At 39.0% G+C, this 20,431-nt stretch carries 23 protein-coding genes; 6 read left to right on the top strand and 17 right to left on the bottom strand.

What is annotated here, in order from left to right:
- Positions 1 to 112 precede the first annotated feature (112 nt).
- The 3 genes from frr to bshA all read right to left on the bottom strand — a co-directional run bounded on the left by frr (position 113) and on the right by bshA (position 2,626).
- Positions 113 to 676 carry a ribosome recycling factor gene (gene frr / locus IQ31_RS09010; protein WP_088160299.1) on the bottom strand — a complete coding sequence of 188 codons (564 nt, stop codon included), beginning with the start codon at positions 674 to 676 and terminating at the stop codon, positions 113 to 115.
- A 28-nt stretch (positions 677 to 704) separates the two neighbouring features.
- Positions 705 to 1,409 (bottom strand): UMP kinase, encoded by a 705-nt coding sequence (gene pyrH / locus IQ31_RS09005; RefSeq protein WP_075991132.1) that lies wholly within the window; start codon positions 1,407 to 1,409, stop codon positions 705 to 707.
- A 74-nt stretch (positions 1,410 to 1,483) separates the two neighbouring features.
- The gene (bshA, locus tag IQ31_RS09000) at positions 1,484 to 2,626 is read right to left on the bottom strand and encodes an N-acetyl-alpha-D-glucosaminyl L-malate synthase BshA (RefSeq protein WP_088160300.1); all 1,143 of its coding nucleotides are present in this window, start codon (positions 2,624 to 2,626) and stop codon (positions 1,484 to 1,486) included.
- Positions 2,627 to 2,988: 362 nt separating this feature from the next.
- On the opposite strand from bshA, the gene IQ31_RS08995 reads away from it, so the two are divergent.
- The 5 genes from IQ31_RS08995 to IQ31_RS08975 all read left to right on the top strand — a co-directional run bounded on the left by IQ31_RS08995 (position 2,989) and on the right by IQ31_RS08975 (position 7,299).
- Positions 2,989 to 3,708: a DUF1003 domain-containing protein gene (locus IQ31_RS08995; RefSeq protein ID WP_088160301.1), complete on the top strand. Its 720-nt coding sequence runs from the start codon at positions 2,989 to 2,991 to the stop codon at positions 3,706 to 3,708.
- Positions 3,705 to 4,109, top strand: a complete 405-nt coding sequence (gene arfB, locus IQ31_RS08990; RefSeq protein WP_075991135.1) for an alternative ribosome rescue aminoacyl-tRNA hydrolase ArfB — start codon at positions 3,705 to 3,707, stop codon at positions 4,107 to 4,109. The genes IQ31_RS08995 and arfB overlap by 4 nt, the downstream gene beginning before the upstream one ends.
- A 150-nt stretch (positions 4,110 to 4,259) precedes the next feature.
- Entirely contained in the window at positions 4,260 to 4,628 is a 369-nt protein-coding gene (locus IQ31_RS08985) for a BlaI/MecI/CopY family transcriptional regulator (RefSeq protein WP_075991136.1), read from the top strand.
- Positions 4,629 to 4,658: 30 nt separating this feature from the next.
- A complete protein-coding gene (locus tag IQ31_RS27630; RefSeq protein WP_088160302.1) occupies positions 4,659 to 6,392 on the top strand; it encodes an energy transducer TonB in 1,734 nt (577 codons plus the stop codon).
- A 16-nt stretch (positions 6,393 to 6,408) separates the two neighbouring features.
- A complete protein-coding gene (locus IQ31_RS08975; protein ID WP_088160303.1) occupies positions 6,409 to 7,299 on the top strand; it encodes a hypothetical protein in 891 nt (296 codons plus the stop codon).
- Positions 7,300 to 7,321: 22 nt separating this feature from the next.
- Here IQ31_RS08975 and IQ31_RS08970 read toward each other — a convergent pair whose 3' ends face one another.
- From IQ31_RS08970 to IQ31_RS08915, 12 genes are all read right to left on the bottom strand, one after another.
- A complete protein-coding gene (locus IQ31_RS08970) occupies positions 7,322 to 7,612 on the bottom strand; it encodes a chaperone modulator CbpM (protein ID WP_088160304.1) in 291 nt (96 codons plus the stop codon).
- Between the two features lie 4 nt (positions 7,613 to 7,616).
- Positions 7,617 to 8,549 (bottom strand): DnaJ C-terminal domain-containing protein, encoded by a 933-nt coding sequence (locus IQ31_RS08965; protein WP_145327813.1) that lies wholly within the window; start codon positions 8,547 to 8,549, stop codon positions 7,617 to 7,619.
- A gap of 155 nt (positions 8,550 to 8,704) precedes the next feature.
- Positions 8,705 to 10,279, bottom strand: coding sequence for a M28 family peptidase (locus IQ31_RS08960; RefSeq protein ID WP_088160306.1), 1,575 nt, complete (start codon positions 10,277 to 10,279; stop codon positions 8,705 to 8,707).
- 178 nt (positions 10,280 to 10,457) lie between these two features.
- Positions 10,458 to 10,904 (bottom strand): ribose 5-phosphate isomerase B, encoded by a 447-nt coding sequence (gene rpiB, locus IQ31_RS08955; protein WP_088160307.1) that lies wholly within the window; start codon positions 10,902 to 10,904, stop codon positions 10,458 to 10,460.
- 13 nt (positions 10,905 to 10,917) lie between these two features.
- Complete coding sequence (gene tatC, locus IQ31_RS08950) at positions 10,918 to 11,778, bottom strand: twin-arginine translocase subunit TatC (RefSeq protein WP_088160308.1); 861 nt, start codon at positions 11,776 to 11,778, stop codon at positions 10,918 to 10,920.
- Between the two features lie 76 nt (positions 11,779 to 11,854).
- Positions 11,855 to 13,210 (bottom strand): acetyl-CoA carboxylase biotin carboxylase subunit, encoded by a 1,356-nt coding sequence (gene accC / locus IQ31_RS08945; protein ID WP_075991144.1) that lies wholly within the window; start codon positions 13,208 to 13,210, stop codon positions 11,855 to 11,857.
- Positions 13,211 to 13,283: 73 nt separating this feature from the next.
- Positions 13,284 to 13,763, bottom strand: coding sequence for an acetyl-CoA carboxylase biotin carboxyl carrier protein (gene accB / locus IQ31_RS08940; protein ID WP_075991145.1), 480 nt, complete (start codon positions 13,761 to 13,763; stop codon positions 13,284 to 13,286).
- A 74-nt stretch (positions 13,764 to 13,837) separates the two neighbouring features.
- The gene (locus IQ31_RS08935; RefSeq protein WP_046672271.1) at positions 13,838 to 14,827 is read right to left on the bottom strand and encodes a beta-ketoacyl-ACP synthase III; all 990 of its coding nucleotides are present in this window, start codon (positions 14,825 to 14,827) and stop codon (positions 13,838 to 13,840) included.
- A gap of 7 nt (positions 14,828 to 14,834) precedes the next feature.
- Complete coding sequence (gene plsX, locus IQ31_RS08930; RefSeq protein ID WP_075991146.1) at positions 14,835 to 15,773, bottom strand: phosphate acyltransferase PlsX; 939 nt, start codon at positions 15,771 to 15,773, stop codon at positions 14,835 to 14,837.
- 106 nt (positions 15,774 to 15,879) lie between these two features.
- Positions 15,880 to 16,071, bottom strand: coding sequence for a 50S ribosomal protein L32 (gene rpmF, locus IQ31_RS08925; protein ID WP_046672269.1), 192 nt, complete (start codon positions 16,069 to 16,071; stop codon positions 15,880 to 15,882).
- Between the two features lie 14 nt (positions 16,072 to 16,085).
- Positions 16,086 to 16,622, bottom strand: coding sequence for a YceD family protein (locus IQ31_RS08920; RefSeq protein WP_088160310.1), 537 nt, complete (start codon positions 16,620 to 16,622; stop codon positions 16,086 to 16,088).
- Between the two features lie 102 nt (positions 16,623 to 16,724).
- A complete protein-coding gene (locus IQ31_RS08915) occupies positions 16,725 to 17,375 on the bottom strand; it encodes an epoxyqueuosine reductase QueH (RefSeq protein WP_088160311.1) in 651 nt (216 codons plus the stop codon).
- Positions 17,376 to 17,554: 179 nt separating this feature from the next.
- On the opposite strand from IQ31_RS08915, the gene IQ31_RS08910 reads away from it, so the two are divergent.
- Positions 17,555 to 18,724: a hypothetical protein gene (locus IQ31_RS08910; protein WP_075991148.1), complete on the top strand. Its 1,170-nt coding sequence runs from the start codon at positions 17,555 to 17,557 to the stop codon at positions 18,722 to 18,724.
- 8 nt (positions 18,725 to 18,732) lie between these two features.
- Here the strand turns inward: IQ31_RS08910 and IQ31_RS08905 are convergent, their stop codons facing one another.
- Together IQ31_RS08905 and IQ31_RS08900 are read right to left on the bottom strand one after the other, a co-directional pair.
- A complete protein-coding gene (locus IQ31_RS08905; protein ID WP_312352434.1) occupies positions 18,733 to 19,584 on the bottom strand; it encodes a transglutaminase-like domain-containing protein in 852 nt (283 codons plus the stop codon).
- A 97-nt stretch (positions 19,585 to 19,681) separates the two neighbouring features.
- The gene (locus IQ31_RS08900) at positions 19,682 to 20,341 is read right to left on the bottom strand and encodes an ABC transporter ATP-binding protein (RefSeq protein WP_046672265.1); all 660 of its coding nucleotides are present in this window, start codon (positions 20,339 to 20,341) and stop codon (positions 19,682 to 19,684) included.
- Positions 20,342 to 20,431 lie beyond the last annotated feature (90 nt).

Genomic DNA, 20,431 nt, shown 5'->3' with positions numbered 1-20,431 from the left:
AGGTATTGTAGGTCGGTAAGAGTCCGTTTTAAGGGGGGAGTGGGGAGGTCTTCATACCAATAAAAAAGGTCTGAATATTTTTCAGACCTTTTTTCTATTCAAGTAGGAAAACTTAAACAGTCATGATATCTTTTTCTTTCAGTTCAGCCAATTTATCAACTTTTACAATGAATGCATCTGTTAACTTTTGAACTTCACCTTCGGCAGTTTTGATTTCATCTTCTGAAGCACCGTCATTTTTTAATTTTTTGATGGACTCGTTAACATCCTTACGAATATTACGAACACCAATACGGCCTTTTTCAGTTTCTTCTTTTACTTTCTTAACCAAATCACGTCTTCTTTCTTCTGTCAAAGGAGGAATATTCAGACGAATAACGATACCGTCATTTTGTGGGTTGATTCCTAGGTTAGCGTCTGTGATAGCTTTTTCAATTGCGTTGATGAGCGATTTTTCCCAAGGTTGGATAACAATAGTCCGTGCATCAGTTGTATTAATGTTAGCCACTTGTGAAAGTGGAGTGGCGCTGCCATAATAGTCTACTGAAATTCCATCTAACATGGATGGAGAAGCTTTACCCGCACGAATTTTAGTTAATTCGGATTCGGTGTGAGCAACTGCTTTGGACATCTTGTCTTTACAATCGTCCAATTCAATTGAAATTAGTTCGTTCATATAAGATTACGTTTTTTACAGATTTAAATTATTTAACCACAGTTCCGACATGTTCACCATTGGCAAGTTTTAATAAATTGCCTGGTTTGTTCATATCAAATACGATGATCGGTAATTTGTTTTCTTGACAAAGGGTAAAGGCTGTCATATCCATGACATTTAATCCTTTCTCATAAACCTCTGTGAATGATATTTCTTCAAATTTTGTTGCACTAGGATCTTTTTCTGGATCTGCAGTGTAGATACCATCCACGCGGGTTCCTTTCAATACAGCATCGGCATTGATTTCGATTGCACGCAAAGATGCAGCGGTATCCGTTGTGAAATATGGGTTTCCTGTACCAGCTCCGAAAATAACAATACGGCCTTTTTCCAAGTGGCGAACGGCTCTTCTACGAATGAATGGTTCGCAGATTTGCTCCATTTTGATCGCAGTAAGCAAACGTGTCTTTTTCCCAACTTTCTCAAGCGCATCTTGAAGAGCCATGCTGTTGATGACTGTGGCAAGCATGCCCATATAGTCTGCTTGAACACGGTCCATACCTGATTTTTCAGCGCTTAGACCACGGTATATATTACCGCCACCGATAACAATTGCAATTTCTAAACCTTGATCGTGAATTTCTTTGATATCATTAGCGTATTGTGATACACGGTTAATATCGATACCATAGCTTTGGTCACCCATTAAGGATTCACCGCTAAGTTTTAATAAGATACGTTTGTATTTCATAATTGTTTTTTTGGAAATTTTCCAAAGGTCAAAGATAAAATATTTTTTTCATCCCTTAAGCCTTAAAGTGATATTTATTGTGCTTTTATTGTTTGATTAATGACTTCTTGGTAATACTGCTCATACAAAGGCATAATATTAGACAATTGGAATTTTTTTGCATGATTTAATGCCGCTTCCTTAAATTTTTCTAAGCGTTCTCCATCTTCCAAGATATAAATCGCGTTTTTCGCCATATCTTCAACATCACCAACAGCACTGAGAAATCCAGTTACACCATTTTCATTCAGCTCGGGTAAACCTCCGGTATTGGAAGAGATGACTGGAACTTGACAAGCCATGGCTTCTAAAGCCGCAAGACCGAAACTTTCCGAACTTGAAGGCATCAGAAAAAGATCTGATACAGATAATATTTCTTCCACTGCGTCCTGTTTCCCCAAGAAACGGACGTCTTTGCATACATCAAGTTCTCTGGATAACTCCTCCGCATTTCGACGCTCAGGACCGTCACCTACCATTAATAACTTGGAAGGGATGACATCATGGACTTTCTTAAAAATACGAATGACATCTTCTGTATTTTTGACTTTTCTAAAGTTGGAAGTATGGACCAATATGCGTTCATTGCCCGGTGCAATGGCTTTTTTGAAATGTGTCCGATCTTTATTGCTGAACCTGTCCAGATCAATAAAGTTTGGAATCACTTTGATATCGCGCGTAATATCAAAATATTGGAGCGTTTGATCTTTCAGATTCTGTGATACCGCAGTTACGCCATCGGATTGATTGATGGAGAATGTAACAACAGGACTAAAACTCTTGTCTTTACCAACCAGTGTAATATCTGTACCATGTAAGGTCGTTACTACAGGAATATTAATGCCATATGTAGTGAGTAAGATCTGTTTTGCCATAAATGCCGCCGATGCATGTGGAATGGCATAGTGGACGTGAATCAAATCCAACTTTTCAAAACGAACAACATCAACCAGTTTGCTGGCTAATGCAGATTCATAGGGTAGAAAGTCAAAAAGTGGATACTGCGAAACAGCTACCTCATGGTAGTATAGGTTTTCAGAGAAGAAATCCAGACGTGCGGGTTGTCGGTAGGTGATAAAATGGATCTCATGTCCATTAGCGGCCAAAGCCTTTCCTAGTTCGGTTGCAACAACACCACTTCCACCAAAGGTGGGATAACAAACAATTCCTATTTTCATTTGCGTAATTATGTCTGAGCGTATATTTTTAACGGCATTCCGTTATACGCGCTGTTTAATTTGTGTTTAAAGGTTCCAAGGAACCTAATGTTAGTATTCTGCGTGTTGTCGTCCAAGACATGTGATGTCTATCACATATAAACTATTTTTATTCATAAGGCATCGACGAAGTTATTTACCTTAACAATTGTCTTTTTAAATTATTTCATGCTAACATGAAAAATTGATAACGCTTATTCCTGAATTTTGTGTTGCAAATTTCGTCTATTTATGCGTAAAATAACAAAAACCAATTGCCATAGTTTTGTGAATTTTTTGATTGGTTAAAAAGCACTATCTTTAAATAGACATTAAATCGGTATATGGATAACTTTATAAGTGATATTTCAGGACAGCAATTTCCTTCGGAGCAACGCATTTTGGGGGCTTCAATCCGACAACCTATTTTTAAGCTGATAAAAAAGGAATATCCAAGTTTTAGTAAGGACAAGTATATCGCCGCAAGCGAGTTGACACGATTTAAGGAAACTTATATCTCCGAATTTCTGAAAGATGAGTCGGGGCAATTAAGTCAATTGGATCAGCAGGTAATCAATAGCTTTAAGGAAAATAAAGTAATCAGCGCAAGTCTGGACGGAGATGATAAGGAGTCAGTCAGCGTAGGAGATCGGGTTGCAGATAAAGTGGCTGAGTTTGGTGGAAGCTGGACCTTTATTATTTCCTTTATCTTATTTTTGATTGTTTGGATTGCAGCCAATATCTTTTGGTTAAATAATAAAGGCTTTGACCCGTATCCCTTTATTTTACTTAACTTGATTTTGTCCTGTGTGGCGGCCTTGCAGGCTCCGGTTATTATGATGAGTCAAAACAGACAGGAAGATAAGGATCGTGAACGCGCAAGAAATGACTATATGGTCAACTTGAAGGCTGAACTCGAAATCAGGGAATTACATGAAAAAATAGATCATCTCATTATCCGCAAAGAACAAGAACTTGTCGAAGTACAACGGGATCAAGTGGAAAAATTGAGCTTTCTATTAAAAAAGATGGAAAAAATAGAAGAAGCATTTAAAAATAAATGAATTTAGAAGGAGTAATAGGAGAACTTACGTTTAGGTTTTCCAGGTCGGGTGGAGCAGGTGGACAACATGTAAACAAGGTGTCATCGAAAGTATTGCTGCAGTGGGATGTTGCGCTATCGACAGCTGTTTCTGCTGAGGAAAAAGCAATGGTGTTCACCGCATTGGCAAATCGTATAAATAAAGAAGGAATACTGCAATTGGAATGCGATATCGACCGGTCGCAGGTCCGCAATAAAGAAATCGCAATCGATCGCTTTAAGCGTATATTGACGGCCGCACTTGTGCCAGCAAAACCTCGTAAGAAAACCAAAACTCCGTATTCGAGTGTTCTCAAAAGGCTGGATCGAAAGAAACAACAATCTCAATTGAAAGCTTCAAGGAAAAAGAATTTCGATGAATAAATATGACAATATTCCGTATTGACAAAAAATAATAAGTTGATTATCAGTCTATTGGTTTTTAAACTAATTTATTAGTTGTTAAACTATGTTTTTAGTTATAACTTGTCTATTGATTTATTATTCAGGTATTTAATTTATTCTTGAGGAGTTATGGAGGATTTTAAAGAGTTAACGAAAGCTGAAGAGCAGATTATGCAAGAGCTCTGGGAGATGGGCCGTGGCTTTGTCAAAGAGATTATTGATCGACTTTCGGAACCGAAACCTGCTTACAATACGGTCTCGACCATCGTTCGTATTCTTGAAACGAAGGGCTTTGTAACGCATGAATCCTTTGGTAAAAGTCATCAATATTTACCAAAGATTTCAAAAGAGGAATATAAGAAAGGTATTACAGGTAAGTTATTAACCAATTATTTTGATAATTCGCCCAAAAGTATGCTCTCTTATTTTCTGGAAGAGAACAGGTTGGACATCAAAGAACTTGATGACATCTTGTCCATCATCGAACGTAATAAATAACAACCAATACTCTTTTATAAACTTTTGATTATGATTTACTTATTGATTGTCAATATTTCATTGATTATCAGTTTTGTGCTCTACAAACTGATTTTTAGAAAACTTACTTTTTTTCAATGGAATCGGATCTATCTGATTGGAATGGTTGCATTTTCTTTACTAGCTCCCGTGGGTATTTTTATTGAATTGCCCAAGACAGAGATGATTTCCAATCATATTCCACAGGTCGATTTAGGAACATATATGGATGTCGAAATCGGGAGTCCGATCGAAGAAAAACCTCTTTTTCTATTGGATATTCTTACCAAGATCTATTGGATAGGAGTGGCCGTCGCCTTTTTTTTCCTGGCGGTGCGTATCAGGCAACTTGTTCGGGTAATGCGCTCTTCTCCCGAATACCTGAGTTTTTCTTTTTTTAATAGGATTGTGATTGGAAAATCGATTAAAAACAAGGAGAATATTGCATGGCATGAGCAGGTCCATACTGCCCAGGGGCATTCCTACGATTTGGTGTTGATTGAGCTGCTGAAAATTTTTAATTGGTTCAATCCTGTTGTGTATTTCTTTCAAAAGGAAATAAGGTTTCAACACGAGTATATTGTAGATGAAATATGCTCGACCGATAAAGTGGCTTATGCAGAAATGCTGGTTGCTCATGCATTACGTACAGATCAATTGGCTTTTTCACATGAGTTTTCCAATCATTCTTTTTTAAAGCAGCGCATCACGATGTTATTTAAAGTTAAATCTGTACAAAGACAACGCTTGTTATATGTGATTGTGTTGCCCATGCTATTGGTGGTAGCGGGGTCTACGTTGGTCTTTAATACGAGTAGGGCCAAGGATATGGTAGCGGATGTTGAAGAAAGCGTCAATAGGTTAACTGTGATTGATGACCAGGCATTATCGAACCAACCTGAGGAGTTAAAAAACGAACAGGTAAATGAAGACAGGAAGATATACAAAGACCCGGAGGTATTGGCTATTCCAGTTGGAGGAATGAAAAAGTATGTCGTGGGATTGGCCAGTAGAATCCATGTGAGTGATGAAGCAATCAAGAATAATGTGATCGGGGTAATTGTCATCACAGCCATCGTGGAGAAAAACGGTGAGTTGAGCCATATAAAGGCTAAGAATGATTTGGGCTATGGCCTGGCATCAGCTGTGGAAAATGCTGTAAAAGCAAGTGGGAAATGGAAACCTGCAATCGTCAATGGGAAAGTCGTTCGATCGCTGCTTTCCTTGCCCGTTACCGTTGGCGGAAAAACAACTTATTATTGGGAGGAAACCGACACATTGGGCAGAAAGGTCCGGATGTCATCTCATTCATTCCCGGGCGCTGAATCTGGTGAAGAGACGGAAAAACAACTCAAGGAAGTAAAATCGATAAGGACGGAAAATGAGAGCGACCGCTGGAATCTTTCATTGGATTTTCAGTCCGACTTAGTAACTTTTGATAAAGTTGAGGTGCAACCAACACCTGTTGGGGGAATGCGATCTTTTATGATCTGGGTAGGCGATAATTTTGTTTTTCCTGAAGCAGCAATTAAACGGGAGGTTAATGGCATTGTTGAAGTGGTTTTTATTGTCGAAAAGGATGGTAGTTTATCCCATGTTGATGTAAAAAAAGATCTTGGTTATGGAACCAAAGAGGCGGCATTGGAGCTCCTAAAAGGTGCGAAAAAATGGAAACCGGGATTAGTCAACGGTAGACCGGTACGCGTGGCTTACACATTGCCGATTCGTTTAAATTTAAAGAAGTAAAGATTAGATCATAAATATGCAGAGCAGATTCATTCAAATTTTCTATTTTATTGTGGTTTTGGCCATGCTTTCTTCCTGTAAGTCCTATAAAGTGGTTCCCAACGGTTTTGCTGTACAAGGAGATGAGTATTTTGTTAATATTAACAAAGAGCTCACCGTATTCCTCGGAGATGATATTATGGAGGATAAAAATTGGCAAGGTAAGACTAATCCAATTAATGCAAAGCAGGTTGACAATCGATTTCGTCGTGTATTGCGCCATTTACGCTATTCAGATACCGCGTATCAGGTTTTGTTTTCTGGACATCTGGAAGGAAAATATCAGTATGACATGCTTGCTGTAGTCAACAACTCGCCAAATGTAAAAGGGAAAAAAAATCACCTACTTGATTTAAGTTCTTTTCAACGGGAGCAAAATAAGGAGGGGCGATATTTTTATACGACTACAACTTTTAAAGGGCAAAAACTGCTTCATTTTGTAATACCTTTTAATGGGCGCCTTTGGCAAGAGAAAATGGTGTCGCTGATCTTTCTCTTCCCTGAGGATTTTACCGATATCGCGTGGGCGAAGGATGTGGTCATGTCTAATGTTGCTATGTATCGCGATCGTTATAAATTTACCCCGAGCCGCACAGAGATTTTATGCCCCGATGATGGTAGTAGCCGTTCGCATTTGGATTATAAAATCCCTGAAGAAAAGGTGAATAAAACAGGCTATATGTTAATGAAAGCTTATGGCGAAGTTGACGGAGAACGAAAGCTGGTTGTTTACCGCGTGATGAAGCCCGGAGATTTTTATGGGTCCTTTGTGACCTGTAAAGGGGATTATGAAATTCTGTATACCACATTGCAAGACAAAATTGTTTGGCAGACTAAGGTGAATACAGAGCGGGATGTCGAATTCTAAAGAATAAATTGAAAGCCTTGGATCAATAATCCAGGGCTTTCAATTTATTCTTTAAATGCAAAATTTCATTTTGGAGCTGCTCAACTTTTTCCAATAGATGGCTAGCAACCTGAATTCCTGCAGGATTTACTTCAAGGTCATAATAGAGATTTGAAAAACGCTCCAATTTTTGGAGCTCCTCTTCATCGATATATTGTTCTTCTTGTTGAATGACAATATGTATGAGTCCGTATTCCTCCATGCTTTGCAGAAAGGTTGTTTCAACCTTTCTGGACTGGCAGAAGTCGATGACTTTAATGAGTGTCGTTTCCATAAGATTATTGTTTTAAATCCTTCAACTGTTGGAACAATGCCTTTTCTTCGGCAGACAGATTATTGGGCATTTGGATATTCAATGTGACATAAAGGTCGCCAAATTCACCTTCTTTGCGGTATAAGGGGAATCCTTTTCCTTTAAGTCGCATTTTTGCGCCATTTTGACTTTCGGCTTTAATCTTCAGTTTAACCTTTCCGCCGAACGTATCTAAGGTCACTTCGCCGCCTAGAATAGCTGTATAAAGGTCTACATCAAGTGTAGTGTATAAGTCATTCCCCTGACGTTTAAAACGGGCATCTGGTGTGATGTTAATTGTGATATAGAGATCTCCCTTCGGCCCCCCGTTGATGCCCTCACTGCCATATCCTTTCAGTTTGATTTTTTGACCATCCTCCACTCCAGCATGAATCGTGATGCGGATACTTTTTCCATTGATATTGAAGGTCTGTTGATGTGTCGTGTAAGCTTCTTGTAAGGTTAAGCTGAGTTCGGCATTAAAGTCCTGTCCACGAAATGTACTTTGGCGGCCTCCCCCGCGTCTGCTGCCAAACATCTGTTCGAAGAAATCCGAGAATTGCCCATCATCAAAGTTTCCGGTGTACTCGTGGGAGCCGCCGCTACCAAATGGATTTCCCCCAGCTCCGAATGGATTTCCTCCGGCGGATTGGGACTGACGGTATTGTTGCTGCGCTTTTTCATACTCCTCTCCATGTTGCCAGTGTTCACCGTATTGGTCATATTTTTTGCGCTTTTCGGGATCGGATAATACTTCATTTGCCTCATTAATCTCCTGAAATCGTTGTTTTGCCTCATTGTCATTGGGGTTGACATCAGGATGGTATTTACGGGCTAGTTTTCGATATGCTTTTTTGATCTCATCAGCTGAAGCTGTTTTATCAATGCTAAGCACTTTATAGTAATCTACAAAAGCCATAAATTATACTTGTTTTGTATTAAAGGTAACAAAAATTGTGGATAAAAGGTTTATGCTAAAGGTCATTTTAATACATAAAAAAAGCAAGTAAATGATTGTTTACTTGCTTTTTTATACAGTATAAAGTAATCCTTTTTACAGGCGATAATTTGACCCTACTCTTTATTATTGTCAACCACCAGGCGATTTTCCCGATTGGCTATTTGCCATGCGGTGTAAAATGCGAGCTTTTCACGTTTAACCATCAATGGAAAGTCGATCTTGTCATAGGTATCTGCAGGTGTGTGGTAGTCCGGATGCAAGCCCGAAAAGTAAAATACAGATGGGATACCTTTCTTGGCAAAGTTATAATGATCGGAGCGATAGTAGAGGCGCATAGGATCCTTTGGATCGTCATACATATAGTCAATCTCCAGTTTCGTATGTTTTTCATTCTCATTTTTATTGATCTGATATAACTCCGAGCTCAATTTATCTGAACCGATCGCATGGATATAATCGTGATTACCTTTGAGATGTTTGTCGTCAACACGGCCGATCATATCAATATTAATGCAGGCAACGGTGTTTTTCAATGGAAATATGGGATTTTCTGTATAGAATTTGGAACCCAGTAAACCTTTTTCTTCTGCCGCATAGGTGATGAACAAAATACTGCGCCGTGGGCCATTTCCGGTTGATTTAGCTTTAGAAAAAGCACGTGCCAACTCAAGGACAGCTGTTGTGCCCGAGGCATTGTCATCGGCCCCAAAGAAGATATTTCCTTTGGAATCCATTCCATCGTGGTCATAGTGGCCCCCGATCACAACGATTTCGTCTTTTTTATCTGTTCCTTCCAGGTAGCCAAGAATATTAGGATCGGCTAAAGTTGCCGCATTGGTGCCAAACTCAGCTTTAAAATTTGTTGAAATAGCAAAGGAATTCGGTTGTCCCGTACGATTAATTTTTGCAACCACAGTAGCAAGATTGGTTCTTGCTAGGTTTAGAATATAATTTGCTGCATGGTCTGTAATATTGACCACGGGGATCATGGGCGACTTTTCAGGCGCAGGTTGATCCACCGCTAAATTATAACGGCCCTCAATAGCACGGTCTCCTGCATCCTCCAAAAGTTGAGACAGCTGACTATTGATGGCTAGTACCATTTTGGGACTGTGTTTAAGGATCTCCTTGACTTTTTTATTTCGGGTTGTTGCCCAGTCCGAAGCAGCCTTTTTGCTGGTAATCCATGAATTCCCTTTCTCATCTGTTGGCTCATTCTCATTGATCAACATAACGATCTTATTGTGGAGATCCATGCCTGAGATATCCGAATACTTGGGATCATCTATGCCATAGCCAATAAACACAATTTCATTGCTTTCGAAGAACTTGTTCTCATTGTTGCCAATGACAAAAATGTCCTTACCATGTTGGAAGGGTCTATCGTTAATACTAAATTGCTTTACCTTAAAGCTGTTGCGAATTAGCTGCAGGGGTTGGAAATAGGATCCATTGACAGGCGCACTAAGTCCATATTTTTTAAATTCATTGGCAATATATTCTGCTGCCAGGCGCCCACCTTTTTGGCCGGTCCCTCGGCCTTCAAAATCGACAGAAGCTAAAGTGCGCAGATGCTTCTGCGTCGACTCTACTGTGATTTCATCTGCATATTTACTGTTTACGTCCTGTGCTTTTGCACAGCTCATTAGGGAGCATGCGATCCAAAGCAGGTTGTATATTTTTTTCATTGTTTATTTTTTACTAGTGCGACTTTCAACGCTTTATTTTGTAATGCTAATTAACCGGATTAAGCGAGCATCATCTGCTTAATCTTATAACAGGTGTCAGTATCTGCACAATATATAAAAAAAAGCGGATGAAAAGTGTAGTTTACCTTTCATCCGCTTCTTAAAAAATGTTAATTTATTAACAGCTACAAGCTATTTTGTTTACACGGTTAGCGTGACGTCCACCCTCGAATTCCGTGTTCATAAATGTGTTGACGATCTTTTTAGCAAGGTCAAGGTCGATAAAACGTGCTGGGATACATACCACGTTCGCATCATTATGCTGACGGGCTAAAGCCGAAATTTCCTCCAACCAACAGATAGCAGCACGAATATTTTGGTGTTTATTAGCTGTGATAGCAACACCATTTGCACTTCCACAAATCAAGACTCCGGCATCAGCTTCTTTATTTTCTACTGCTGATGCAACTGGGTGTGCGAAATCTGGATAATCAACTGAATCTGGAGAGTTTGTTCCAAAGTCTGTTACTTCATAACCCAGTTCATTCAAAAAGCTTACCAAAGCTGTTTTGTATTCAAAACCAGCATGGTCACTTCCAATCGCAATTTTCTTTACGCTGCTCATTTTTATTGTTATTTTATTTTTCTTGTGCTAATTTTTTTCTTTTGACATCCGCAGAAACCATAATACTGATCTCATATAATAAGAACATTGGTGCTGCAACGGTCAACATGGTGATCACATCTGCAGAAGGTGTAATGATAGCGGCTATCACTAAAATAATTACAGTTGCATAACGACGGCTGGCCCGCATAAATTCAGGGGTCATAATGCCTATTTTCGAGAGAATAAATACCAGTATCGGCAGTAGGAAAACAATTCCACAGCCCAATGTTAATGTTGCTATCGTGGAAAGGTAATTATCAATGGTAATCTGGTTCACGATTTCATCACTTAGGGATACATTTGCCAGAAAGTTTATGGATAATGGCACAACGATATAGTATCCGAAGAGCGCTCCTAAAATAAACAATAAAGAGGAGTAAAAGACAAACCCTCGTGCAGAGCGTCTTTCCACATCGGTCAATGCTGGTTTTACAAATAACCAGATTTCAAAAAGAAGGTAAGGAAAGCCCATCATCAAAGCCATCAATAAACAGGAGTTTATCTGAAGCATAAATTGACCTGCTAGTTCGGTATTGATGATATTAAAAGGAATTTTCTTGACACAGAAGTCCGCTAAATTGAAAGCATCTGCAGCTTTACACATCATGCGATAGGTCCAAAAATTTAGATTCTTTGGCCCCATGATGATATCGTTGAATACGAAATCGTAGAATGTAAAGGCAATACCTGCAAAGATACAGATCGCAATTGCTGAACGGACCAAATGCCATCTCAAAACCTCAAGGTGGTCAAAAAAAGACATTTCTGCTTCTATATTCTTCCCTTTATCTTTAATAGCTTGTATTAGATCTTTCGAATTAGGTGTACTCATAAAAATTGTTTGGAAACAAAAATACCATTCTTATTGTAAAGAATGGTATTTTTTATGTATGTAAAGATAATTTTATTTAATCTTCTGCTGGATATTCCGTTAGGTCGAAAGTTTCCATAAACTTTGTCGTGAAATTGCCGGCTCTAAAGTTAGGGTCGCGCATCAATCTCAAATGTAAAGGAATGGTTGTTTTGATCCCTTCAATGACGAATTCGCTTAACGCACGTTCCATGGTACAAATTGCTTCCTCACGTGTTTGTGCAACAGTGATCAATTTAGCAATCATAGAATCATAGTTCGGCGGAATTGAATAACCAGAGTAAACGTGTGTATCTACACGTACACCATGTCCACCTGGTGAGTGGAAGTTGGTGATTTTACCTGGTGAAGGGCGGAAATTGTTAAAAGGGTCCTCAGCATTGATACGACATTCAATTGCATGCATTCCTGGTTCATAGTTTTTACCAGAGATCGGAATTCCTGCGGCCACTTTTATCTGTTCTTTGATCAAGTCAAAGTTGATTACCTCTTCCGTTACAGGGTGTTCTACTTGGATACGAGTGTTCATTTCCATAAAGTAGAAGTTGCGGTGTTTGTCAACCAAGAATTCGATTGTACCAGCACCTTCATAGTTTACAGCTTTAGCACCTTTGACAGCAGCCTCTCCCATTTCAGCTCTCAATTCGGGAGTCATAAAAGGTGATGGAGATTCTTCGATCAATTTTTGGTGACGACGTTGTATCGAACAGTCACGTTCAGATAGGTGACATACTGTACCGAACTGATCGCCCACAATTTGGAATTCGATGTGACGCGGTTCTTCTACATATTTTTCAAGGTAGATGCCATCGTTACCGAAAGCCGCAGCAGATTCAACACGTGCAGAATCCCAAGCTGGTTCGAACTCTTCATCTTTCCAAATGATACGCATACCACGACCACCACCACCGGCAGTTGCTTTGATGATTACTGGGTAGCCGATTTCATTCGCTAATATAATACCTTCTTTTACGTTTGAGATCAAACCATCCGATCCTGGAACGGTTGGAACACCAGCTTTTTTCATGGTATCCTTAGCACGGGATTTATCACCCATTTTTTCGATCTGTTCTGCAGTAGCACCAATAAATTTGATGCCATATTCTGCACAGATTGCTGAAAAGCGTGCGTTTTCCGATAAGAAACCGTATCCTGGATGAATCGCATCTGCATTTGTCAATTCAGCTGCAGAAATAATATTTGGAATGTTTAAGTAAGAGTCTCTACTCGGTGGAGGACCAATACAAACTGCTTCATCCGCAAATCTTACGTGTAAGCTGTCTCTATCAGCAGTCGAATATACTGCAACACTTTTAATACCCATTTCACGACAGGTACGGATAATGCGCAGGGCAATCTCGCCTCTATTTGCAATTAATATTTTTTTGAACATTGTCTTGAATTATGAAGTTTGCAAAAAATGTAGCCCTTTGGAGGCTACATGTATTCATTTACGTAATTGTAAATTACTTAGGCTCAACTAAGAATAATGGTTGGTCGAACTCAACAGGTTGAGCGTCTTCTACCAAAATCTTAACGATTTTACCTGAAACTTCAGATTCAATTTCGTTGAATAATTTCATAGCTTCAACGATACATAATACAGAACCGGTATTGATATCATCACCGATATTAACGAAAGATGGTTTACCTGGTCCAGCCGAACGGTAGAATGTACCGATCATTGGTGATTTGATTGTTATCAAGTTTGCGTCAGCGTTTACCGCTGGTGCTGCAGGGCTAGCCACAGGAGCTGGCGCCGCTGCTTGTGCAACTTGAGGAGCAGCAATTGGAGCAACAGCAGGAACAGTAGCTGTCACGTACGTAGGCTCTTGATTTGTCTTTATTGTAATTTTAAAATCTTGCTCTTCAATTGAGACTTCATTCACACCTGATTTTGAAACGAATTTAATCAAGTCCTGAATTTGTTTGATATCCATACCCATAGTATTCTAGGTTTTGTTTGTTTCTAAAAAATTCTAACTGTCAAAAGTAATAAATTATACCATAAAATGGACAATTAATACGCCCATTTTAAATAGATGGATCCCCAAGTGAAACCACCGCCGAAAGCTGCAAGGATAAGATTATCTCCTTTTTTCAATTGAGATTCCCATTCCCATAGGCATAAAGGAATAGTACCACTGGTGGTATTTCCATATTTTTGAATGTTCACCATCACTTTTTCTTCCGGAAGACCCACACGTTCTGCAGTTGCATCAATAATACGTTTGTTGGCCTGATGAGGTACCAACCAAGCAATATCTTCTGACTTTAAGTTATTTTTGACCATAACTTCATGTGCTACATCAGCCATATTGGTTACTGCAAATTTAAACACCGTACGACCTTCTTGGTAAGCATAATGTAATCCTGCATCTACAGTTGCATGCGACGCCGGATTCAGTGAACCTCCACCTTTGATATTCAAAAACTGTCCTCCAGAACCATCGGTTTTTAAAATAGCATCCTGTATACCCATTCCTTCTTCATTTGGCTCCAACAATACACAACCACAGCCATCACCAAATAGGATACAGGTATTACGGTCTTGATAATTTATTACTGAAGACATTTTATCTGCACCGATAACAAGGACTTTTTTATGTGTACCAGCAGTGATAAATTGTGTTCCTGTATTCAGACCGAACAAGAAACCTGAACAAGCAGCCTGAAGATCAAATCCCCATGCATTTGTAGCTCCGATTTTATCGGCCAGAATATTTGCAGTCGCAGGGAACAGCATATCTGGTGTGCTTGTGCAAAAGATAATAAGGTCAATATCTGTAGCAGCTATACCTCTTTTTTTCAATAAACCTTGAACTGCAGGTACAGCAAGATCTGAAGTAGCAAGCCCTTCACCTTTTAAGATGCGACGCTCTTTGATTCCCGTTCTGGAAACAATCCATTCGTCGTTGGTGTCGACCATTGTTTCCAATTCTTTGTTAGTAAGGATATAATCCGGAACGTAACCATTTACAGCCGTGATTGCGGCGTGAATCTTTGACATAAATATTCTAATTGAAAATAGATCTGATGCTGTCAATGAACTTAGACTCGATCATATCTCTTGAAAATAAAACCATATTTTTAATGGCCTCAGGTGTCGAAATACCATGGCCAATAATGACAGGAGCATTAACTCCCAAGATGGGGCTTCCGCCGTACTGCTCGTAGTTGAATCGGTCGAAGAAATCATCTTTAAAACCTTTTTTCAACGTCACTACATAAAATGATTCTGCGAGTTTCAAGACGACGTTGCCTGTAAATCCATCACAGACGTAAACGTCGGCATGGTCACTGAACAGGTCACGGCCTTCTGCATTTCCGATAAAGTTAATCTTGTCGTTGGCTTTAAGTAGGGGGTAGGTAGAGGTTGTTAGGATGTTTCCTTTTTCTTCTTCTTCTCCGATATTCAATAATCCAACTTTAGGATTGGATACATTAAACACATGTTCGGCAAAGACACTTCCCAAGATTGCAAATTGGTTCAACATCTCTGGTTTACAGTCCGCATTAGCGCCGACGTCCAATAAGATTCCGAAGCCTGATTTTAATTTGGGAACAATGGATGCTATTGCAGGACGTAATACGCCTGGGATAGCTTTAACGCTGAACATTGAGCCCACAAGCATGGCGCCGGTATTACCAGCAGAAGCGAATGAGTCAATTTCTTTGTTTTTTAAATATTCAAATCCCTTCGCAATACTTGAGTTGGGTTTTTGAGTTATTGCTTTGGTAGGATGTTCACCCATTGCAATGACTTCTGGAGCCTCTACATATTCAAAGTCAGATGAATTTCCTCCGGCTTGATTGATTAATTGTTTAGTCTCTTCAGTGTTACCAAAAAGGACTATTTTTTGGTCTCCAGTAAGCTGTTTTTGTGCTTCAATAGCACCTGTTATCGTTGCTTTAGGAGCATAATCTCCTCCTAAAATATCTAAACCAATCTTCATCCGTTATTATTTAGTAAATCAATAATACGCAAAAAACATCCCAAAGTAAAGCAAATTTCTAAAATAGTGCTTGTCTGGGATGTTTTGGTGTTATGAAAGGTTTACCTTAGACAACAGCTGTATTTTCAATGATCAATTTACCGTTGTAGTACAAGTTTCCGTCTACAGTATACGCACGGTGAGGTAAATGAACTGCGCCAGTTTCTTTACATACTGTCAAGCTTGGAGCTTCAGCTTTATAATGTGTTCTTCTTTTGTCTCTTCTTGATTTAGAAGTTTTACGTTTTGGATGTGCCATCTCGTATTTTTGTTTTAGTTATTTTTAATATTTCTCAATGCTTCCCAACGTGGGTCGATAATTTCTTCTTCTTTTTGTTCTTCTGAATCAGGCTCGCTTGTAAATAACGCGAGCATGTCAGGATCACATTGTATACCTTGTCCCTGCTCTTCACATTTTACGATATAGGGAACAGCTAAATTAATGTATTCGTATAATAACTCAGCTATATCCAACTCATGGTCGCTTTTGGATAAGATCAACACCTCTTCGGTATTATCTGTCCAATCTTCATCCGTGAATTTGACTAATATTCGTTCTTGAATTGAAATCGGTGACATAAACTCTTTTAAGCAGGTATCACAAGTCAATTGAATTTCGCCTTGGATATCAAAATGCAAAATCAATAGATTTTCTTGTTTTTGCAATTCAACTTCTGCTTTCAGATTGCCATCTTTTACAATCGAATGTTCGTAGCAGTCAAAGAACTTTTTATTAATGTCAAACTCAAAATTGTGCTTTCCAGCGTTGAGCCCCGAAAAGGGAATTCTGTATTGTTTTAGATGTTTCACAATCTTGCATTTGAGCCTGCAAAGGTATGTATAAAATCATTAGGATAGAAATATTTTTTTAAATATTCCGAAGCAAAGCTTTATATACACCAGTAACAGGGCTTATTCATAATAATTTTTGCCTAACTCTATCTTTTCGCGCCCATTTGCCATACGCCATTTGTTGGTGTCACGTAGCGAATAAGCACAGCCGCAATATTCCTGCATATAGAACTTCTCCTTTTTGGAGACTTCAAGCATACGGGCAGAACCACCTTTCTTGCGCCAGTTGAATGTCCAATACTCCATCCCTTCATGGCGGGAGGCCGCACGTAAACCACAGTCATTGATTTGCTCCATGTTTTTCCAACGGGAAATACCCAGCGAACTTGAAATCACATCAAAGCCATTCGCAGCTGCATACTCAGCCGTTTTTTCAAAACGCATATCAAAACACATGGTGCAGCGAATGCCTCTTTCAGGCTCTTGCTCCATCCCTTTGGCCAAATCGAACCAATGATCAACATCGTAATCCGCATCAAAAAAAGGGATATTATGTTTTTCCGCAAATCGGATGTTCTCGTCTTTGCGTAAATCATATTCTTTGCGGGGATGAATATTGGGATTGTAAAAATAGATTGTAAAATCGATATCCGAAGCAATGAGTGCTTCCATCACTTCTCCAGAACAAGGAGCACAGCAGGAGTGTAAAAGTAATTTTTTGCCCTCTCCCGGTAATGCCAACCTCTCCCTTACAAATTCTTTATTTTCCATAATCGTATGTGCTAACAAAAAACAAGGACAATTTTAATCAAAAAGTAGCGAATTGACAAATATTTCCGTTTTACTTATACGAGTTTGCCCTTAAAAGAATCATATAAATTCGTTTATATGCTGCATATATTAGTAGATTTGTATGTTTAACGCAATACACTATTTTTAATAAAAAATATATGAAATTTTCGTTTCGATCCTGTATTATCCTATTCTTTGTTAGTGTAATAGGTTTTACATCATGCAAGAAACTGGATGATGAACCTGTAAGAACGGGTGCTACTTTGATCTCCAGATTGTATGTTTCTTTCTCGGATTACGACCAGAACAATTCCGCGCTTAAAAACATGATGATTATCGATCCGGCTGATACAACCAACTTGGATAATATCTATCAATATCTTTCTCCGGCAAAAGGTGGTGGCCCAATTCTTTTTGATGCAGCAGCCCGGGCTATCTTTCAGGCAAGTGTTACAGCACAAGATACTTTTCTTCAAGTGATTCCATTTGCCAATGAGATCTATGGAATTCCTGGTAATGCAGGTGCTATTGGATATACTGGTTTTACAAATGTAAGGGGTTTGGCTTATTATACTTATGCCCAACAAAATGGTACTTCTGGATCTGTTACAACACCATTTCTTTTGGCTGTTACAAATCGCGGAGCAGGTAACTCCATGTTATATGCTATAAGTACACCAAGTGGAAAAGTAGGATCAAAAGGCGGAGCACCGATCATTGACAAACAGATTAACCTGGGGACCATTGTTCCGAGTTCACTGACCTTATTGAACAGCATCACGAGTGATAGTAATGAGAAATTGGTGCTGGTTGGTTTTAATAATGAAGGAACAGAAAATAAAAGTGGTTTTGCGGTATATTCACAACTCAAACAAGAACTCATCGACCGTGCTCGCGATACCATTGTAGCTTCCACTAGATTTACGCCAATGATGAAAGTATATATCAATGGTAAAACGGGATTAGGCTCGGTATCCTACGCTCCCAAAAAGAACTTGTTGGCGGTAACTTCCGGTAGTGAAGTACTATTTTTCAAAGATCCAAATACCTTATTTAGCGGCACCACGGATAAAATGAACGTGGAACCGGATTATGTTGTCGGTGGGGCTAATACAGGCTTAGTAAAACCTTGGGGTGTAGCGATTGATGACCGTACGGACCAAGGAAAATTCTTTTATGTTTCTGATCTAACGAATCGTACAATTTCGCGTTTTCCATTGGTTGGCTTAAGTGAAGGCAATGTAAAACCCGATATTGCGGCGAAAACCTATGGCTCCATGACGCCTAATTATATCTTTTTAGATGCTCGTGAAGCTAATGTTTTCTAACATGCAGTTTAAGCAAGCAACTGGAAAAGCTCTTTGATTTCCTGTTGCTTGTTTGAACTTTCATGTTCCTCGTAGGCAGACATTAGGTTTCGCAAAGCTCGTTTAATGATAGTCACATTGTCGCAAGGATAGGTAAATTCTCTATCTGGATTGAGGTTCAGTTGCTTCAAAAATGAATTTACATCGCTTTTTTGCATAACCTGACCACGATTAAAGGCATTGATGTAAAACAGCACATTTTCATTCCCTTCTTCATCCGAATCCATATACGCCAATACAAAATGCTTTGGTAAATTGATACCGTAGATTGGAATGTCCAATTTTTGTGCAATGATACTATAAATGCAGGATAGGGTTAAGGGATTCCCCTGTTTGGTATCGAGTACTTGACCAATATAGGAATTCTGTGGGTGATGATAGTCCTTTGTATTTCCTGTTAGGCCGAAAGAGCCAAAAAGAACATGATTCATTAGGTTCACTTTTTCCAGTGGGCTCATGTCGTAATGCAAACCGCGCCATACCTCAGTTTTGAGATCTTCTATCGCCAAAATAATCTTGTGGTCTTCATAAGAAGGATATTGATAATTATTGAGGATAATTAATCCTTCCAGTAGATTGAATGAGTTACTCAGGTTCCAGATCTGTAACTCGTTTTTGGTCTGATCAAATTGAATTTCATGAATGATATTCTCTAAACGTCCCTGTATTCTGGGATCGAAGCTTGATTCCCAAAATTTTTCCAAATAGGGTACAATCTCAGGACCTTGGCTTTTTAACTGGTGTTCCACTTCCTGAATAATCTGTTGGTCGGTGTCGTCCAACAGGGATATTAGCGATTTCAACTCTCTCTCATTCATCATAACGAAGTTAAAGAATTGATTCGAAATATGAGCTAAAAAAATCCCTACCGTAATTGATGTACTGCGTAGGGATTATCCAGGTTAAATTGGCATACAATTATTTGAGCTGACCATCCAGCATATTGACAACTCTTTTACCGTATTCGGCATTCTTTTCAGAATGGGTTACTTGTATGATCGTAACACCATCATCGTTGAGCTGTTTGAATAGATCCATGATTTCTTCGCCTTGTTTGGAATTTAAATTACCCGTAGGCTCATCGGCTAACAATAACTTGGGCGATCCCGCTAATGCACGCGCTATACCTACAATCTGTTGTTGGCCACCGGATAGTTGGGCTGGGAAGAGATCCTTCTTACCAACAATACCAAAGCGATCGAGCATATCGGCAACAATAGCTTTTCTTTCTTTGCTCGAAATGTCCTTATAGATCAAAGGTGTTTCAATATTTTCATATACAGTCAATTCATCCAGGAGATGGTAAGCTTGAAATACATAGCCGATGTGGGATTGGTATAGTTGCGTTCTTTTTTTCGCTTTCATTTCCAACACATTCTCGCCCATAAAGATATATTCACCTTCATCAGGCTCGTCGAGCATACCGATAATATTTAATAAAGTCGATTTTCCGGACCCTGAAGGTCCCATGATGGAGATAAAATCACCTTCAGCGATATCGAGACTTACATCTTTAAGGACGAATGAGCGTGTACCACCTACATTATACCACTTGAATAAATTTTTTAATTGTATCATTTTTTAGTATTGAGATCTTAGATATTCGTATTTATATTTTTACCGGTAACCATAATTATTGTTCGACTCTGGGTTAAGGCCATCACTGCT

The organism is Sphingobacterium siyangense (assembly GCF_007830445.1).
In the GTDB taxonomy this organism is placed as follows: domain Bacteria; phylum Bacteroidota; class Bacteroidia; order Sphingobacteriales; family Sphingobacteriaceae; genus Sphingobacterium; species Sphingobacterium siyangense.
Note: the sequence above shows the minus strand (reverse complement) of the source record. Positions and strands in the feature narration are given on the sequence as shown.

What these genes read in the sequence shown, in the direction of transcription:
- frr (WP_088160299.1), bottom strand. Translation starts at nt 676, where the DNA reads ATGAACGAACTAATTTCAATTGAATTGGACGATTGTAAAGACAAGATG.
- pyrH (WP_075991132.1), bottom strand. Translation starts at nt 1,409, where the DNA reads ATGAAATACAAACGTATCTTATTAAAACTTAGCGGTGAATCCTTAATG.
- bshA (WP_088160300.1), bottom strand. Translation starts at nt 2,626, where the DNA reads ATGAAAATAGGAATTGTTTGTTATCCCACCTTTGGTGGAAGTGGTGTT.
- IQ31_RS08995 (WP_088160301.1), top strand. Translation starts at nt 2,989, where the DNA reads ATGGATAACTTTATAAGTGATATTTCAGGACAGCAATTTCCTTCGGAG.
- arfB (WP_075991135.1), top strand. Translation starts at nt 3,705, where the DNA reads ATGAATTTAGAAGGAGTAATAGGAGAACTTACGTTTAGGTTTTCCAGG.
- IQ31_RS08985 (WP_075991136.1), top strand. Translation starts at nt 4,260, where the DNA reads ATGGAGGATTTTAAAGAGTTAACGAAAGCTGAAGAGCAGATTATGCAA.
- IQ31_RS27630 (WP_088160302.1), top strand. Translation starts at nt 4,659, where the DNA reads ATGATTTACTTATTGATTGTCAATATTTCATTGATTATCAGTTTTGTG.
- IQ31_RS08975 (WP_088160303.1), top strand. Translation starts at nt 6,409, where the DNA reads ATGCAGAGCAGATTCATTCAAATTTTCTATTTTATTGTGGTTTTGGCC.
- IQ31_RS08970 (WP_088160304.1), bottom strand. Translation starts at nt 7,612, where the DNA reads ATGGAAACGACACTCATTAAAGTCATCGACTTCTGCCAGTCCAGAAAG.
- IQ31_RS08965 (WP_145327813.1), bottom strand. Translation starts at nt 8,549, where the DNA reads ATGGCTTTTGTAGATTACTATAAAGTGCTTAGCATTGATAAAACAGCT.
- IQ31_RS08960 (WP_088160306.1), bottom strand. Translation starts at nt 10,279, where the DNA reads ATGAAAAAAATATACAACCTGCTTTGGATCGCATGCTCCCTAATGAGC.
- rpiB (WP_088160307.1), bottom strand. Translation starts at nt 10,904, where the DNA reads ATGAGCAGCGTAAAGAAAATTGCGATTGGAAGTGACCATGCTGGTTTT.
- tatC (WP_088160308.1), bottom strand. Translation starts at nt 11,778, where the DNA reads ATGAGTACACCTAATTCGAAAGATCTAATACAAGCTATTAAAGATAAA.
- accC (WP_075991144.1), bottom strand. Translation starts at nt 13,210, where the DNA reads ATGTTCAAAAAAATATTAATTGCAAATAGAGGCGAGATTGCCCTGCGC.
- accB (WP_075991145.1), bottom strand. Translation starts at nt 13,763, where the DNA reads ATGGGTATGGATATCAAACAAATTCAGGACTTGATTAAATTCGTTTCA.
- IQ31_RS08935 (WP_046672271.1), bottom strand. Translation starts at nt 14,827, where the DNA reads ATGTCAAAGATTCACGCCGCAATCACGGCTGTAAATGGTTACGTTCCG.
- plsX (WP_075991146.1), bottom strand. Translation starts at nt 15,773, where the DNA reads ATGAAGATTGGTTTAGATATTTTAGGAGGAGATTATGCTCCTAAAGCA.
- rpmF (WP_046672269.1), bottom strand. Translation starts at nt 16,071, where the DNA reads ATGGCACATCCAAAACGTAAAACTTCTAAATCAAGAAGAGACAAAAGA.
- IQ31_RS08915 (WP_088160311.1), bottom strand. Translation starts at nt 17,375, where the DNA reads ATGGAAAATAAAGAATTTGTAAGGGAGAGGTTGGCATTACCGGGAGAG.
- IQ31_RS08910 (WP_075991148.1), top strand. Translation starts at nt 17,555, where the DNA reads ATGAAATTTTCGTTTCGATCCTGTATTATCCTATTCTTTGTTAGTGTA.
- IQ31_RS08905 (WP_312352434.1), bottom strand. Translation starts at nt 19,584, where the DNA reads ATGATGAATGAGAGAGAGTTGAAATCGCTAATATCCCTGTTGGACGAC.
- IQ31_RS08900 (WP_046672265.1), bottom strand. Translation starts at nt 20,341, where the DNA reads ATGATACAATTAAAAAATTTATTCAAGTGGTATAATGTAGGTGGTACA.